This is a genomic window from Xanthomonas translucens pv. undulosa (assembly GCF_017301775.1).
GTDB lineage: Bacteria > Pseudomonadota > Gammaproteobacteria > Xanthomonadales > Xanthomonadaceae > Xanthomonas_A > Xanthomonas_A translucens.
Genome location: NZ_CP063993.1, coordinates 3,574,927 through 3,590,758 on the forward strand (window position 1 = coordinate 3,574,927; position 15,832 = coordinate 3,590,758).

The window sequence follows — 15,832 nt, forward strand, 5'->3', positions numbered from 1 at the left end:
GCGTGTAGCATGCCGCATGCGGGGCCGTGCGCCGGCGGCGATGGTTGCCACCTGCGAGCGTCGAATCGGGCCCCGCGCAAGCGGGGCCTTTTTCGTTGCGCCATCGCCTGCGCTCGGCAGGCGGTGCGCGGGGGGACGCGCGCACGGTCATGGACGCCGACGCCAGCCGGTACCCGGATGTGGGAGCGACTTCGGTCGCGGCAGGCCTTACCTGTCGCGCCCGTCGCGATCGAAGTCGCTCGCGGATTGATCCTGGTGCTCGGATGCTGTTGGCGCAGTTGTGGCGGCCCAAGCCGATCACCGGTACCGGCGTCGCCTTCGCGCTGGATGCGGCCGACGGCCGGCCCTGTGCCGGCTTCGGCACTGCCGGCAGTATCGACCTGAGTGCCTGGATCGACGTGCAGGATAGGCCCAAGGATGCCTGGGCCAACTATGCGGTGACCTCGCCGCCGGTGGTGGCCGGCGACGTGCTGGTGGTGGGTAGCTCGATCGGCGACAACCGCGGGCATGCGCTGGAGCAGGGCGTGGTGCGCGGCTACGACGCGCGCAGCGGCCGCGAACTGTGGCGCTGGGATCCGGTGCCGCGCGCTCCGGCCGCCGCGGCCGGCTGGCAGCCGGAGCAGGCCGCCACGGTCGGCGGAGGCGACGCCTGGGCGCCGCTGGCGCTGGATCCGGCGCTGGGGCTGGTGTACGTGCCGACCGGCTCGGCCAGTCCCGACTACTACGGCGGCGAGCGGCTCGGCGACAACCGCGATGCGAATTCGCTGGTGGCGCTGGACCTGCACAGCGCGCGCCGGGTGTGGGCGCAGCAACTGGTGCATCACGACCTGTGGGACTACGACCTGGCTTCGCAGCCGGTGCTGGCGACGGTGCAGACCGCGCAGGGTCCGCGCGAGGCGGTGCTGCAGGCGACCAAGACCGGCTTCCTGTTCGCCTTCGACCGCCGCGACGGTACGCCGGTGTTCCCGATCAGCGAAGTGCCGGTGCCGGCCTCCGATGTGCCTGGCGAGCGCATCTCGCCGACCCAGCCGATGCCCGAGCCGGCGCTGCGCCTGGCGCGGCATACGCCGCTGACCGCCGCCGACGCCTGGGGCGCGACCCCGGCCGCGCGCCACGAATGCGCTGCGCTGATCGCCGGGCTGCGTTCGGAAGGCCTGTTCACTCCCCCCAGCGTGCGCGGCACGATCGCGCTGTCGGGCTGGGCCGGCGGCGTGAACTGCAGCGGCATCGCGGTGGACCCGCAGCGACAGCTGGCAATCCTGCCGGTGTCGGACCTGCCGATGCAGGTGGCGCTGATCCCGCGCGAACGCTTCAGCGAGGCCGATGACGCGCGCCATTCCGACCAACAGTTCAACGACATGCAATGCACGCCGTACTACATGCGCCGCGGCATGCTGGCCTCGTCCCGCGGCGTTCCCTGCGTCAAGCCGCCGTGGGGGCGGCTGGTGGCGGTCGATCTGCGCACCGCAAGATCGCCTGGGAGCGCCCGCTCGGCACCTCGGAAGAGACGTTGCCGTGGCTGCCGCTGGACGTGGGCACGCCGCTGCTCGGCGGCGCGGTGACCACCGCCAGCGGCTTGACCTTCATCGCGGCCGCCGCCGATACGCGGCTGCGCGCGCTCGACAGCGCCAGCGGCAAGACCCTGTGGGACGCCAAGCTGCCGGCCGGCGGCCAGGTCACGCCGTCGCTCTATGCGGTGGACGGCAAGCAGTATATGGTGATCGCCGCCGGCGGCCGCGAGGGCATGGGGGCGCTGGCGTCGGCGCTGCGCGGCTTGATGGTTGCGGTAATGCGAGAGGCGATTGATCTCCGATAGCGTGGCAGGCCGGCGCTGTGTGGTACGCGGCCGGTCCGTTCACGCACGCGAAGCGCCTTTGGATGTTATTGCCGGCTCAAGGCATTCCGCTCCATTCTTAACGCCAATGCTGTCAGGGTGGGTCGAGTCCAAGAAAATTGACAAGCTTCTCCTTGGCATCCATCGCTTTCTTCAGCGCCCATTCCCGATAGTTTTGTGAGCCAATCCCCAGCTCAGCCGTACAGATCGGATCTGTGCCGCGCGGCGCATTTGCGTAGGTCTGACGCACCGCTAGGGGTTTGTCGGGAATGACGGAGGTTCTGCTTGTGGATACCCGGATCTCGTCGTAGTCATTGATCAGCCCGGCATTCTGTAGTGTTTCAAGCAAATCCCCCAGGCCAGCCGCGTCATCATGGGAATGATACCTATGCGCCGACTTTCTGATATATATCACGTCGGCTCCCGAGTCGTGCGCCAGCCAGGCCGACAATTCTTTATTGTCATGCAAGACTTTCGCCAAATTTTTCTTGCTAACTTCGTGGTCAACGGAGCACGCGTGGTCGAATTTAATATCGTTCAACTTTCCGGGTGTCGTAGTCCCGGCGTGTTTCTTGAGCGATTCCCAGGGGTTCAGGGCGGTGTCGTTTTTTTTAAATACCTCGATGACGTGTTTTCCTTCCCCATCTTTCCGGTAATGCGTCGATGCCGGTCTTGTGTCCTGCACTGAAAAGAAGGGGCCGCCAATCTGCATGCCCAAGATCTCGCCGTCAGGAGCATCAAACGATACTCGCAGCGCTGGTAAATCTATTTCCGCATTCGACGTTCGGCCCGGGGTAGGTGAAGGGGTTGCCTCAAGTGAAGGCTTTGCCTGATAGCCCTTCCCAACGACAACCAGCTGCCGCTTGGTCGGCGGATTTCGCCCAGTTGTGCTGGAGGCTGCGCGAAATAATAGATATTTCGGGCTAAGCTCATGACAATCGACCGTCGTCGCCAATTTCGCCCCCCCGATATCGCCAATTCGCCGGTGGGCGATGGAATGCGGATAGCAAACCTGCAGATCATTTATTTCCGGAGGGACAGTGCTTGCTTCTTCAGAACCCACCGAAAATTCCCACAGCTCTACTTTGCTGGTTGGGAGATCCATGGCAGCAGGGCTTCCAAGGGGCTTTTGAGATTTCCGGCTCGCATATGCGGCATGGCTTTCTATGTCATACGCATGATACTCTGACGCGTCATCGACATAGACAGGGTGGTTATAGTGCGACTGATTCTGTAAACCCCATAGTTGACTATGAACCCCCCACGCTGTCCAACTTTCTGTGCCAGTCACATGATTGCCTTCCGCGTTATCGCGATCGGACATTCGGTGTGGAATACCCATCACTGCCAAATTTGCTGGGCGATGCGCGTCATGGCTTCCCGCGTTATCGCCCTGGGATATATACTGTGGAATGCCCAGCACTACCGAGTTTTCTGTGGTATACGCATCAGAGCCTCCCGCGTTATCGCCACGGGACATTTGCTGTGGACTACCCGACACTACCGATTCCTCCAGTCCAGAGCCTTCCAGTCCAGAGCCTTCCAGTTCAGAGTCTTCCAGTTCAGAGTCTTCCAGTTCTTCCGCATGATATTCGAATGCCAATGACCGCATGTTCCGATCGAGGACTGGGTGTGTGTGCACTTGTTCGAAATAAGTTCCGACCTTCTTCAGGGTCCTGAAAGACCTTGGCGCGTCTGACGCGCGATCTAGCTTGTACGCCCTTGGGCGCGAAATTCCCCACACTGAATCGTACGATCGAGTGAATTCGCAGGTGGGTATCGCGCGATTATTTGCGATTGAAAAATCGTTGTTTGGAAGCGCCTCTTCAGCGGATATTTTTAATGGAACTCTTTGCGCGATCACGGGAAGATCGCAGCTGTGATTTCTAAGGTTCAAGTCCATCGCGAGCATTTCAGGGTCGATCTGCCTTGGGGACTGGCGAATAAAATATGCAACGACATTGTCTTGCTCATCAACCCGATCACCGCCGGACTTGAGAACTCTCATAATGGGCGCGGCTTCCTTGGCGGAGGCTGTCTTGAGGCGTTTTTCCGCTGTTCTATCTTCCACATCCTCTGCGGAACGCTTGCCGAGAACGCTGCTCGGCGTTGCAGAGTGTGTTTCCCCTCGGCGCACAGGACCGCCAGACCCCGACGATGTCGAAGCTTCGCCATACGGACACATCTCTGGACGCCGAGGTAACGCTACAAGGGCCGGATCGGTCGACTGCTCCCGCTGGTGAGACGCGATATCCGCTGATTCGCCTGCCGAACCACGCGATTCCTCCCCCTGGGCGTCATCGGTTGATAGCGGACGCGAACACGATTCCCGCGAAACTTTCATGATTCAAGGCTCCTTGAAATCTTTGGCTGGACAACCACCGCAAACCGGCAGGCTTGCCTGATCTCATGGTAATAAGCGATCTGACGTGGGCGTTCCAGCAGGCGAAGACGCGATCGGAAAGGCGAACGGGAGGGCGTCCCTCCCATTCGCCTCGGTCAGCGGCGGCCGCGGCCGCGTCCTTGTGCATCGATGTCGCCGAGGAGGGCGCGGCGGACCTGTTCGGCCGCCATCCGTGGGTGATGATGCCCGCACCAATGGCCTGCGCTGTATCCGGCTAGGCTTGGCGCCGCCCAGCTGCACATGTGCCAGGCCAAAGCCGATGCGGACGTCGCCAATGCGCACTCCTTCTCGTTCCCGCAAGCATCGGCCTGGGCCGGCGACCGCGACAGGGTCGCCAAGTTGCAGAGCACGATCTCGGCGGCAATCGGCCCTACGCACCGGTGCACGATCTCGATTTCCAGAGTGGTGCGCCCAGCGGGTGCTGTTTTACCGTGGACGTTGCGGCCGCTGTTCGCCTTCTCGCCTCGATGGCGTACAAGGCCGCTCCGGCCAGCGGGCATGATGCCGCAGGGCTCACACTGCTCAGGATCGCTGGTGCAAGAGATCTCGCCAATCTGATCGCCAAGGTCCGTGAACCGCGGCGCCAAGCGCCGGCTTCACCAATGCAGGGTCGCGACGTCGGCCTTGTTGGAGTAGCGCATGCCGCCGCTGACCGCCACTGTGGTAGCAGATGGGTACGGACTCTTCCGCGGTTGCGCCTGCGCGTTCCTGGGTGGGCGACCTCGGGTGCGACGTGCGGTCTATCGGTGACCGGCGCTGGGCGTGCGAACCCGCCGCAGGCCCTTGCTGCAGTGCACCTGACCTGCCGCACACGCGTCACGCCGCCTCTGGCAAGCGGCGCACTAGCCGACGACAGCAGCAGATCGTCGGCCACGGCGCGGTGCGGCGCTACACTGCGCTTTCCGCCGTGCGGATGCCTTGGCGCCGTGCGCTCGGCACGTCCGAGCATCCGCATGCCCGCGGGCAATGTTGCCCTTTCGCTTCTGTAAGGTTGTCCATGTCCTCTTCCCTTCGCATCGCCATGGCCCAGTTCGATTTTCCGGTCGGCGCCGTGGCCCAGAACACCGATCGCATCATCGCGATGATCGACGAGGCGCGCGACGAGTACGGCGCCGACCTCGTGCTGTTCCCGGAACTGGCGGTCAGCGGTTATCCGCCGGAGGATCTGCTGCTGCGTCCCGGCTTCCTTGCCGATTGCGAGCTGGCGGTGCAGCGCATCGCCGTGCGCGTGCACGGCATCGTGGCGGTGGTCGGCTGGCCGCAGAGTGCCGGCAGCGTGGTCTACAACGCGGCCAGCGTGCTGCGCGGCGGGCGCATCGAAGCCACCTACCGCAAGCGCGAACTGCCCAACTACGCGGTGTTCGACGAGCGCCGCTATTTCGATGTCGATCCGGATGGCGGCAGCTGCGTGTTCGAGGTCAAGGGAACGCCGGTCGGCCTGGTGATCTGCGAGGACCTGTGGTTCCCCGAGCCGCTGGCCGATACCGTGCGCAACGGCGCCGAACTGGTGCTGGTGCCCAACGCTTCGCCCTACGAGCGCGGCAAGCATGCGCAGCGCGATGCGCTGCTGGCCGAGCGCACCCGCGAGACAGGTGCGGCGCTGGCCTACCTCAATGTCGTCGGCGGCCAGGATGCGCTGGTGTTCGACGGTGCCTCGGTGGTCGCCGATGGCGACGGCAGCGTGCATCCGGCCGCGGCGGCGTTCATCGACCAATGGCTGGTGGTGGACTACGCGACGCAGACGCGTGCGTTCACGCCGTTGCGCTGGATCGACGACGGCGACGAAAGCATGGACGCGCTGGCCTGGCGCGCGGTGGTGCGCGGGCTGCGCGATTACTGCGGCAAGAACCGGTTTTCCAAGGTGTGGCTGGGCCTGTCCGGCGGCATCGATTCGGCGCTGGTGCTGGCGATGGCGGTGGACGCGCTGGGCGCGGACAACGTCACCGCGGTGCGGCTGCCGTCGCGCTACACGGCCGACATGTCCAACGACCTGGCGGATGCGCAATGCCGCGCGCTGGGCGTGAAGCTGGAGACGGTGGCGATCGAGCCGGCGTTCGAGGGCCTGCTGCAGGCCCTCGGTCCGTTGTTCGCAGGCACCCAGCCCGATGTCACCGAAGAGAACCTGCAGTCGCGCAGCCGTGGCGTGATCCTGATGGCGCTGGCCAACAAGTTCGGCGGGCTGCTGCTGACCACCGGCAACAAGAGCGAGTACGCGGTCGGCTACGCCACCATCTACGGCGACATGTGCGGCGGCTATGCGCCGCTGAAGGACCTGTACAAGACCGAAGTGTTCGGCCTGGCGAAATGGCGCAACACGGTCGGCGGCGCGCCGGTGATCCCGCCGGCGGTGATCGCGCGGCCGCCGTCGGCGGAACTGCGCGCCAACCAGACCGACCAGGATTCGCTGCCGCCGTACGACGTGCTCGACGGCATCCTGTATCACTATGTGGACCAAGAGGAATCGCGCGACGAGATCGTCGCCGCCGGCTATGCCGCCGAGGTGGTCGATCACGTGGTGCGGCTGGTGCGCATCACCGAATGGAAGCGGCACCAGGCCGCGCCGGGACCGAAGGTGTCGCGGCGCGCGTTCGGGCGCGAACGGCGTTATCCGATCAGTAACGGGTATCAGGCGTAGGCGGGAGGCGATGCCGCGGTGCCTTCGTTGCAATCCCGGGATGCCTGGGTGCCGGTCGCGGCTGAAGCCGCTCCTACAGGGGCGGGCCGCAGCCGGAAACCTGCGCCGCCTCGCACGCCGCTGTGCGAGTCCCGAGTCCCGGCCTCCCTCACACCACCTGCAGCAAGCGCAATCCGAACGCATCGTCCTGCGCGTTCCAGCCGTGGCTGACCCGCAGGCCGACGGCCGCGGCCATTTCGCCGAAGCTCTGGTCGCTGTATTTGTGGCTGTATTCGACCTCCATGGCTTCGCCGGCGGCGAAATCGAAGCGGCGTCCGGCCACGTGCACCTGCTGCGCGCGCTGGCTGACCAGGAAGGTCTCGATGCGCTGGCGTTCGCGCGCATACACCGCGCGGTGGCGGAACTGCTGCAGGTCGAAGTCGCTGCCAATCTCGCGGTTGAGGCGGCGCAGCAGGTTCAAGGTGAACTCGGCGGTGATCCCGGCCGCGTCGTTGTAGGCCGCTTCCAGCACCGACACGTCCTTGATCAAGTCGATGCCGATCAGCGCGCAGCCGTCGTGGCGCATGGTCTCGCGCATCGAGCGCAGCAGCTGGATGCCGTCGTCGCGGGTGAAGTTGCCGAGCGTGGAGCCGGGGAAGAATACCAGGGTGCGGCCCGCGCTGCGCTGTGGCGCCGGCAGCGTCACCGGGGTGGTGAAGTCGGCGCAGACCGGCAGCATCTGGATGCGCGGGAAGCGCTCGGCCAGGCGCGCGGTGCTGGACATCAGCATGTCGCGCGAGATCTCGATCGGGGTGTAGGCCACCGGCGCGCGCAGGCCTTCCAGCAGCAATTCGGTCTTGCGCCCGCTGCCGCTGCCCAGTTCCACCACGTGCGCGCCGCTGCCCACCGCCTGCGCGATCGATGGCATCCGCGCTTCCAGCAGATCCAGCTCGGTGCGGGTCAGGTAGTACTCGGGCTGGCGGGTGATCGCCTCGAACAGGCGCGAGCCCTCGGCGTCGTAGAAATACTTGGACGGCAGCTGCTTGGGGCTGTGCGACAGGCCGGCGATCGCGTCGGCGGCGATATCGTCGGGCTGCGGGTGCAGGTCGGTGAGTGCGGCTTCGGTCAGGGCGCGGGCGGTCGCGGCGTTCATGCGGGGTCCTTGGCCAGGCGCACGCCGGCGAATTGCCAGCGCGCATCGGAGGGAAAGAAGTTGCGGTAGCTGGCGCGGATGTGGTCGTGCGGCGTGGCGCAGCTGCCGCCGCGCAACACCCATTGCGCGTTCATGAATTTGCCGTTGTATTCGCCCAGCGCGCCCGACCACGGGCGGAAGCCGGGGTAGGCCAGGTAGGCGCTGCCGGTCCATTCCCAGACATCGCCGAACAACTGCTGCAGGCCGGCTTCGCCGTGCGCTGCGCCGTGCGGGTGCAATGCATCGGTGTCGAGGAAGTTGCCGGCGATGGCCACGCCGGTGGCGGCCTGCTCCCATTCGGCCTCGGTCGGTAGGCGGGCGCCCGCCCAGTGGGCATAGGCGTCGGCTTCGAACAGACTGATGTGGCAGACCGGCGCATGCGGGTCGCGCTCGCGCCAGCCGCCCAGGGTGAACTCGCGCGCGCCGTCGGCGTGCCAGTACAGCGGCCGCTGCCAATCCTCGGCGCTGCGCCGCGCCCAGCCGTCGCTGAGCCACAGCGCGACGTTGCGGTAGCCGCCGTCGGCGACGAACGCGGCGTATTCGGCATTGCTCACTGGACGGCTGGCCAGCGCATGCGCCTGCACCAGCACACGGTGCCGCGGCGATTCGTTGTCGTAGGCGAAGGCGGCATGCGCCGGCCAGCCGGGCGCGCCGATCTCGCATACTTGCTCATCGCGCTGGATCCAGCGCAGCGCCGTGGCCGGCGTCTGCGCCACGGCCAGATCGTCGCGATACGCCGGAGCCAGCGGGTTGCTCCAGAACGCGTGCTTGATGTCGGTCAGCAGCAGCTCCTGGTGCTGCTGCTCGTGGTGCAGGCCCAGTTCCAACACCTGCAGCGTCTGCGCCGACAGATCGCCGGCCTGCAGCCGCGCCAGCACGCGTGCCTCCACCTCGGCGCGGTAGTCGCGCACCTGCGCCATGGACGGGCGCGACAGCACGCCGCGGCGCGGCCGCGCATGCATCGGGCCGACGCTCTGGTAGTAGCTGTTGAACAGGTAGTCCCACTGCGGATCGATCGCCAGGTAGCTGGCGTCGGCGCCGAGCACGAAGCGTTCGAAGAACCAGGTGGTATGTGCCAGATGCCATTTCACCGGACTGGCATCGTCCATGCTCTGCACCATCGCGTCCTCCTCGCTCAGCGGCGCGGCGAGCAGGCTGGTGCGCTGGCGTACGCTGCGGAAACGGGCCGCCAACGATACGCTGGACGCTGCGGACGAGGGGGATGCCGCCGAAGAGGTCGCTTGCATCCGGCAAGCTTAGGGGACGAACGTGAATATGCCGTCATGTGCGGCGAAAAATCGCGTTGACCTGTTGAGTTCCATACGTTCGCGTATGCTTCGAATCGCGTGGCCGACGCGCTGAGTTGCGCCCATAGGTTAGAAGGGCGTCGCAGAAACGCCGCGCCAGGGCACACACAATGGCCGCTGTTGCCAGTGATGTGAGGCCGTCGTTGCCCCTGTACGCCGCACTCGAGGCCATGTTGTCGGAAATCCGCGCGCGCCGCGACGAGTTTGTCGCGCAGGCTTGCCTGGCGCCAGACATCGTGGAAAAGCTGCGCCGGGTGGGCGTGTATCGCGCGCTGGTGCCGCGCAGCATGGGCGGCGAGGAGGTCGGCCCTGCGGAGTTTTGCAAGCTGATCGAGCGTATCAGCCAGGCCGATGGATCGACCGGTTGGGTCGCCAGTTTCGGTGCCTCGATCAAGTACTTGGCCGCGTTGCCGCTGGAAACTCTGCAGCGGATTTACGCCGATGGCCCGGACGTGGTGTTCGCCGGGGCGGTGTTCCCGCCGCAGGCCGCGCAGGCCAGAGCCGATGGCATCCACGTGGCCGGCCGCTGGAAGTTCAGCAGCGGCTGCACCGCGGCGTCGCTGTTGGGCGTGGGCATCGCCCTGGATACCGACCCGGTACCGGGTCTGCCGCGCATGGCGGTGCTGCCGCGCGACCAGGTGCGTATCGAACACGGTTGGGACGTCATCGGCATGCAGGGCACCGGCAGCCACGATGTGGTCGTGGATGCCGCGGTCGTGCGGCCGGAGTGGACCTTCATCCGCGGCGGCGCGCCGACCCTGGCGGCGCCGCTGTATCGCTACCCGTCGATCGCCTTTGCCGCGCAGGTGCTGGCCGTGGTCGGCCTGGGCGTGGCGCGTGCGGCGCTGGACGAGATCGTGGCCGCGGCCGATGGCCGCGTGGCGATCACCGGTGCGCCCAACCTGGCCGATCGCGCCTATGTGCAGATCGAACTGGCCAAGGCCGAAGCGCAATTGCGTTCGGCGCGCGCGTTTTTTTACGAAACCACCGAAAGCGTCTGGCAGGCGACCTTGGCGGGCGATGCGGTCGACCCGCAGCAGGTCAACCTGTTGCGCCTGGCCTCGACCAATGCCGCCCGCGCAGGCGCCGAGGTGGCGCGCGCCGCTTTCACACTGGCCGGTACGTCCGCCATCTTTCGCGCCGAGCCGATGCAGCGCTACCTGCACGATGCGCTGGTCGTGGCGCAGCACGCGCTGCTGGCCGAAGGCCACTGGCAGAGTGCGGGCCGCGTGCTGCTCGGCCAGTCCACGCCACCCGGTTACCCTTGATCGGCAGCTTCCCCGAGATGCGGCATGATGGGCCGTCGATTGCAGATAGCGCCGCAGGCGAACATGCCAACCGCTCCGTCCACTCCGTCCATCGCGGCTGGCAACGCGCCGCCGATGGCGCCGCTCGACTTGCTGCAGGCGCCGCATGCCTTCGTCCTGCCCGAGGGCGTGCGGTATCTGGACACCGCCAGCAAGGGGCCGCGGCTGGCCAGCGTGCTTGCCGCCGGGCAGGCGGCGTTGGCGGAGTCGATCGCGCCGTGGACGCTGTCCTTCGACGCCTGGCGCGCGCAGATCGAGACCCTGCGCAGCCTGGCCGCCGCCACGCTGTTCGACGGCGACGCGGACGGCGTGGCGATGCTGCCGTCGGCCGCTTACGGCCTGGCCACCGCGGCGCGGCAATTGCCGCTGGCCGCTGGCGAGGCGGTGCTGCTGCTCGACGGCCAGTTTCCGTCGAACCTGTTGCTGTGGCAGCAGCGCTGCGCCGAGTCCGGCGCGCAGCTGGCGGTGGTGCGGCGTGGGCCGCAGCAGGACTGGACCGAGGCGGTACTGGCCGCGCTGGACGCGCAGCCGCGGGTGCGCATCGCCACCCTGCCCAATGCCTACTGGCGCGACGGCGCGCTGCTGGACCTGGACCGCATCGCCGCGCGCGTGCATGCGGCGGGCGCGGCGCTGGTGCTGGACCTGAGCCAGAGCCTGGGCGTGCTGCCGGCGCGGCTGGCGGCGTGGCGGCCGGACTTCGTGGTGGCGGTCGGGCACAAATGGCTGCTCGGGCCGATGGGACTGGCCTGGCTGTGGGCCTCGCCGCACTGGCGCGCGCATGGGGTGCCGATCGAGCACCACTGGCAGGCGCGCGATCCTGGCGCGGACTGGAACTTCCCGGTCGCAGCGCCGCCGCCGTTCCGCGCTGGCGCGCGCCGCTTTGATGCCGGCGGCGTGGCCGAACCGTTGCGGCTGGCGATGGCCAGCGCGGCGCTGCAGCAGCTGCAGCACTGGCAGCCGGCGCGGATCGCCGCGCGGCTGGGCGAACTCGGTGCGGCGTTCGAGGATGAGCTGCAGGCGCAGGGTGTTGGCGATTGGACGGTGCCTGGGCATGCGCCGCATCTGTCCGCGCTGCGTCCGCCGGCGTCTGCGCTGCAGGCCTTGCTGCCGTGGCTGCAACGCGCGCAGGTGATCTGCACGCACCGCCACGGCGCGTTGCGCATCGCGCCGTACCTGCAGCTGACGCCGGAGGCGATGCGTGGGCTGGCGCGGGAGATGGTTGCTGCTGCGCGCGGGTGGCGCTGGCGTTGATCGTTCGTGGAAGAACTTGCCGCCAGCCTGCTGGGTGCACTGCAGGAGGGGCTGCAGCTCCGACCGCGAGCGGACCCTGGATTGTCTTCTGCTTCGTTCGTCGCGGCTGAAGCCGCTTGTGTCTAGAGGTTGCTTTACAGTTTGAGTGGAGAGCGATGTGCGGCACGCCGACAGGCCGCAGTGTTCCAGCACGTGTAGGAGCCAGGGCGGCCGCACATCGACCTCGTTGCCTAGCCCGAACAGTTGAACGAGCGTTCGCTCGAACTTCACAAGCGTGGGCAGCGACGAGGTGGCTCTCTCCTGTCCCTTAGTCTACCTAACGCTTATGCCCTTTGGATCGGTATCGATGTGGCCAAGGACACCTTGGCCGTCCACGTGCTTCCCCTGGACCAGTTGCTGTCCTTTCCCAATACCGCCCAGGGCCACCAGCGCCTGTGCGACCACCTTGCCGGGCACTGCGTCGGCAACGCGCTGCTGGAGGCCACCGGCGGCTACGAACGGGCGGTGATGACGGCACTGGCCACGGCAGGGATCCCGGTGACCCGGATCAATCCGCGCCGGGCACGCGCTTTCGCCACGGCCTTGGGCACAACCGCCAAGACCGATCCGCTGGATGCGGCCTTGCTGGCGCGCATGGCTCAACTGGTGCAAGCGCCCGCGCCGGTTCCCGATCCCTTGCGTGAGCAACTGCGCATGCTGGTCCAGCGCCGCGAGCAACTGGTCCAGCAACGTGACGACGAGCGCCGTCGGTTGCATCAGGCGACCCTGGCCATGGTGCGCGCGTGCCTGATCGAGCAGATCGGCGACTTGCGCCGCCGTATCCAGCGGATGAACGGGCGATCAAGCAGGTGCGGTGCCAGCTCGACGATGCGCTGGCGCACGCCCTGGGCACGGTCCCGGGCATCGGCGAGGTCACCACCGCCAGCCTGATGGCCTATCTGCCCGAACTGGGGACGCTGGATCGTCGTCAGATCGCGGCCCTGGTCGGCCTGGCTCCCTACAACGTGGACAGCGGGCAGCACTGCGGCAAACGCCGCATCCGCGGCGGGCGTGCCACGATCCGACGAGTGCTGTACATGGCCTGTTGGAGCGTTGTGCGCACCCAAGCCTCCTTCAAGGAGCGTTATCAACAGTTACGGGCACGCGGCAAGCCCGCCAAGGTCGCCATCACCGCATGCATGCGCGTACTGCTTATCCGACTCAACGCCATGGCACGAGATCGCACACCATGGCGTGAGGTGATCGGATGAGAAGACAGTTGCTCCTACAAGGCGCTTGCGGCTTGCTCGCAGGGTGCACTGTAGGAGCGGCTTCAGCCGCGACAGGCGAGCAAAACCGCCAAGGTTCCTGGCTTCGCTCGTCGCGACTGAAGTCGCTCCCTACAGGAACTTGCGGCCTGTTCGCTGGGAGCACTGTGGGAGGGACTTCAGTCCCGACTGTGACCTGAGCCGGAAGGCTCACCGCTTCGTCTGTCGCGGCTGAAGCCGCTCCTACAAGGGCGTGCGGTGGGTCGGCTGGGTGCATTGTGGGAGGGACTTCAGTCCCGACCGGTTCCGGCGTCGGTCACTCGCCGATGCCGCGGTGCCATCGATGGATGGCGCACACGCTGGTTCTGCTCTCGCTCGATGAGCAACACCGCGACGCGCAGGCCTCAGCGCCGTGCCGCCAGGCGCAGGCCGCGCGGAGTCAGCCAGCGCTCCAGTCCTTCGAACAGCGCCTGCGCCAGCAGCGCCAGTACCGCCGCCGGCACCGCGCCTTCCAGGATCAGGCCGAGGTCGTCCAGGCGGATGCCGGTGAGGATCGGCTGGCCGTAGCCGCCGGCGCCGATCAGCGCGCCCAGGGTGGCGGTGCCGACATTGATCACCGCCGCGGTCTTGATCCCGGCCAGGATGGTGCGCAAGGCCAGCGGCAGTTCGATCCGCCACAGCCGCGTGCCGGGCGGCAGGCCGATCGCCGCGGCGGTTTCGCGCAACTCGCGGGCGATCCCGGTCAGGCCGGCATGGGTGTTGCGCACGATCGGCAGCAGGCTGTACAGGAACAGCGCGGCGATCGCCGGCTTGGCGCCGATCCCGAACAACGGGATCATGAATACGAACACCGCCAGCGACGGCAGCGTCTGCAGCACCCCGGTCAGCGACAGCAGCACCTGGCCGAGCCGCGGCCGATAAGCCGCCACGATGCCCAGCGGCAACGCCACCAGCAGGGCCAGGCCCAGCGACAGGGCGACCAGTGCCAGGTGTTCGCGGGTGTGGTGCAGCAGGCGCGTCAGCCGGCTGTCCTGCGCGGGGGCGGCGATGCCCAGCCAGTGCGCGGCGATTGCGCTTTCGGCACGCTTGTCCAACTTCGCCTCGGCATTGAGCCGTTGCATCGTCGCCGCGTCGATGCGCCCGCCCAGGCCCTGCAACGCCTGCACGAAGTGCGGCGCGCGCTGCGCCAGGTCGCTGCGATACAGGAACACCGCGGCGTAGCGCGGAAAGTAGTGGCGGTCGTCCTGCAGCACCAGCAGGTCGTGCGCCGGGATTTCGGCGTCGGTGCTGTACAGGTCGGTGATGTCGATCGCGCCGCTGTCCAGCGCGCGATAGGCCAGATCGTGGTCCAGTCCGGTCGGGGTCTGCGGCAGCCGGTAGGCCGCGCGCACCCCGGGCCAGCCGTCGGCGCGCGACACGAACTCGTTGCTGAGCCCGAGCTTGAGCGACGGATGCGCGGCCAGGTCGGAGATGCGGGCGATGCCCAGCGCCTGCGCGCGTTGCCGGCGCATGCCGAACGCATAGGTGTTGTCGAAGCCCAGCGGCGCGCTCATCGCCAGGCCGCGCTGCGCCAGGGCGCGGCGCAGCGCGGCATCGTCGGCATCGGGCAGCTGCAGCAGTTCCGTGGCCAGGCTGCCGGTGTATTCGGCATAGGCGTCGATCGAGCCCTGCTGCAGCGCGCGCCACAGGATGCGGGTGCCGCCGAGCTGGCGCCGGTGTTCGACCTGCACCCCCGCCTGGCGCCCGGCACCGGTGGCGATCTCGCCGAGCACCACCGCCTCGGTGAAGTTCTTCGAGCCGACCACCACCTTGGCCGGCGCCGCCATCGCCGTGCTGGCGAGCAGGGCGCACAGCGCCGCGAGCGCGAGCAACGCCGACGCGCGGCGGCGCATTGCGGCCCTCACTGCGCGTCCTCCAGCGTGCGCTGCGCGTGCAAAAACTGGCCGACGAACGGCTCGGCCGGCGCATCCAGCAGGTCGCGCACGCTGCCTTGCTGCACGATGCGGCCGTTGCGCATCAGCACCAGGGTATCGCCCAGGTAGGCGGCCTCGGCGACATCGTGGGTCACCAGCACCACGGTCTTGCCGAGCAGCGCGAACAGCTCGCGCATCTGCGTCTGCAGCTCGTGGCGCACGATCGGGTCGAGCGCGCCCAGCGGTTCGTCGAGCAGCAGCACCGGCGGGTCCAGCAGCAGCGCGCGGATCAGGCCCACGCGCTGGCGCTGGCCGCCGGACAGCTCGGCGGGATAGCGCGCCAGCAAGGCCTCGGGCAGGCGGCACAGTGCGGCAAGTTCGTGCAAGCGGGCATCGATTTGCGGCCGTGCCCAGCCCAGGGTCTGCGCCAGCAGCGTGGCGTTGTCGCGCGCGCTCAGGTGCGGGAACAGCCCGCCTTCCTGGATCACGTAGCCGATGCGGCGGCGCTGCGCCAGCAGGGTGTCCCGGCGCAGCGGCTCGCCCTGGAAGCGGACCTGGCCGGCGTCCGGCCATTCCAGCCCGAGCAGCATGCGCAGCACGCTGGACTTGCCGGCGCCGCTGGGGCCGATCAGCGCGGTGCTGCGGCCCGGGGCGATGCGCAGATCGACCCGGTCCAGCGCAAGTGCGTCGCCGTAGCGGCGGGTGACCTGATGCAGTTCGAACATGCGTTCAAGCATAGCCGGGCCGCGTCGCCTGGCGCGCG

General features: G+C 67.5%; 11 protein-coding genes and 1 pseudogene. 6 read left to right on the forward strand and 6 right to left on the reverse strand.

The annotated features are described in order from the left end of the window. The first annotated feature begins 263 nt into the window (after positions 1-263). Positions 264-1,816: pseudogene (locus ISN38_RS20455) on the forward strand (outer membrane protein assembly factor BamB family protein). A 112-nt stretch (positions 1,817-1,928) separates the two neighbouring features. Here the strand turns inward: ISN38_RS20455 and ISN38_RS15220 are convergent. Then, positions 1,929-4,178: a hypothetical protein gene (locus ISN38_RS15220; RefSeq protein ID WP_206711874.1), complete on the reverse strand. Its 2,250-nt coding sequence runs from the start codon at positions 4,176-4,178 to the stop codon at positions 1,929-1,931. Between the two features lie 155 nt (positions 4,179-4,333). Then, positions 4,334-4,825, reverse strand: a complete 492-nt coding sequence (locus ISN38_RS15225; protein WP_141696078.1) for a hypothetical protein — start codon at positions 4,823-4,825, stop codon at positions 4,334-4,336. Positions 4,826-5,235: 410 nt separating this feature from the next. Here ISN38_RS15225 and ISN38_RS15230 point away from each other — a divergent pair, with 410 nt between their 5' ends. Then, entirely contained in the window at positions 5,236-6,873 is a 1,638-nt protein-coding gene (locus ISN38_RS15230) for an NAD+ synthase (protein ID WP_003466362.1), read from the forward strand. A 148-nt stretch (positions 6,874-7,021) separates the two neighbouring features. Here ISN38_RS15230 and egtD read toward each other — a convergent pair whose 3' ends face one another. Together egtD and egtB are read right to left on the reverse strand one after the other, a co-directional pair. After that, positions 7,022-8,005, reverse strand: coding sequence for an L-histidine N(alpha)-methyltransferase (gene egtD, locus ISN38_RS15235; RefSeq protein ID WP_003466359.1), 984 nt, complete (start codon positions 8,003-8,005; stop codon positions 7,022-7,024). After that, entirely contained in the window at positions 8,002-9,291 is a 1,290-nt protein-coding gene (gene egtB / locus ISN38_RS15240; protein ID WP_038236799.1) for an ergothioneine biosynthesis protein EgtB, read from the reverse strand. Before egtB ends, egtD begins: the two co-directional genes overlap by 4 nt. A 230-nt stretch (positions 9,292-9,521) precedes the next feature. Between egtB and ISN38_RS15245 the strand changes: the two genes are divergently transcribed. The 4 genes from ISN38_RS15245 to ISN38_RS15260 all read left to right on the forward strand — a co-directional run bounded on the left by ISN38_RS15245 (position 9,522) and on the right by ISN38_RS15260 (position 13,159). Beyond that, positions 9,522-10,619 (forward strand): acyl-CoA dehydrogenase family protein, encoded by a 1,098-nt coding sequence (locus ISN38_RS15245; RefSeq protein WP_003466352.1) that lies wholly within the window; start codon positions 9,522-9,524, stop codon positions 10,617-10,619. A gap of 114 nt (positions 10,620-10,733) precedes the next feature. After that, a complete protein-coding gene (locus ISN38_RS15250; RefSeq protein ID WP_003466350.1) occupies positions 10,734-11,909 on the forward strand; it encodes an aminotransferase class V-fold PLP-dependent enzyme in 1,176 nt (391 codons plus the stop codon). A 348-nt stretch (positions 11,910-12,257) separates the two neighbouring features. Next, positions 12,258-12,839, forward strand: coding sequence for an IS110 family transposase (locus ISN38_RS15255; RefSeq protein WP_206711875.1), 582 nt, complete (start codon positions 12,258-12,260; stop codon positions 12,837-12,839). Next, positions 12,839-13,159 carry a transposase gene (locus ISN38_RS15260; protein ID WP_206709568.1) on the forward strand — a complete coding sequence of 107 codons (321 nt, stop codon included), beginning with the start codon at positions 12,839-12,841 and terminating at the stop codon, positions 13,157-13,159. The genes ISN38_RS15255 and ISN38_RS15260 overlap by 1 nt, the downstream gene beginning before the upstream one ends. A 401-nt stretch (positions 13,160-13,560) precedes the next feature. Here the strand turns inward: ISN38_RS15260 and ISN38_RS15265 are convergent, their stop codons facing one another. Further along, entirely contained in the window at positions 13,561-14,982 is a 1,422-nt protein-coding gene (locus ISN38_RS15265; RefSeq protein WP_399507526.1) for an ABC transporter permease/substrate-binding protein, read from the reverse strand. A 74-nt stretch (positions 14,983-15,056) separates the two neighbouring features. Next, the gene (locus ISN38_RS15270; protein ID WP_003466345.1) at positions 15,057-15,794 is read right to left on the reverse strand and encodes an ATP-binding cassette domain-containing protein; all 738 of its coding nucleotides are present in this window, start codon (positions 15,792-15,794) and stop codon (positions 15,057-15,059) included. Positions 15,795-15,832: the final 38 nt, after the last annotated feature.

Bases quoted from the DNA above. Each gene is read 5' to 3' on its own strand.
- ISN38_RS15220 (WP_206711874.1), bottom strand. From the start codon at position 4,178: ATGAAAGTTTCGCGGGAATCGTGTTCGCGTCCGCTATCAACCGATGAC.
- ISN38_RS15230 (WP_003466362.1), top strand. From the start codon at position 5,236: ATGTCCTCTTCCCTTCGCATCGCCATGGCCCAGTTCGATTTTCCGGTC.
- egtD (WP_003466359.1), bottom strand. From the start codon at position 8,005: ATGAACGCCGCGACCGCCCGCGCCCTGACCGAAGCCGCACTCACCGAC.
- egtB (WP_038236799.1), bottom strand. From the start codon at position 9,291: ATGCAAGCGACCTCTTCGGCGGCATCCCCCTCGTCCGCAGCGTCCAGC.
- ISN38_RS15245 (WP_003466352.1), top strand. From the start codon at position 9,522: ATGTTGTCGGAAATCCGCGCGCGCCGCGACGAGTTTGTCGCGCAGGCT.
- ISN38_RS15250 (WP_003466350.1), top strand. From the start codon at position 10,734: ATGGCGCCGCTCGACTTGCTGCAGGCGCCGCATGCCTTCGTCCTGCCC.
- ISN38_RS15260 (WP_206709568.1), top strand. From the start codon at position 12,839: ATGGCCTATCTGCCCGAACTGGGGACGCTGGATCGTCGTCAGATCGCG.
- ISN38_RS15265 (WP_399507526.1), bottom strand. From the start codon at position 14,982: ATGGCGGCGCCGGCCAAGGTGGTGGTCGGCTCGAAGAACTTCACCGAG.
- ISN38_RS15270 (WP_003466345.1), bottom strand. From the start codon at position 15,794: ATGTTCGAACTGCATCAGGTCACCCGCCGCTACGGCGACGCACTTGCG.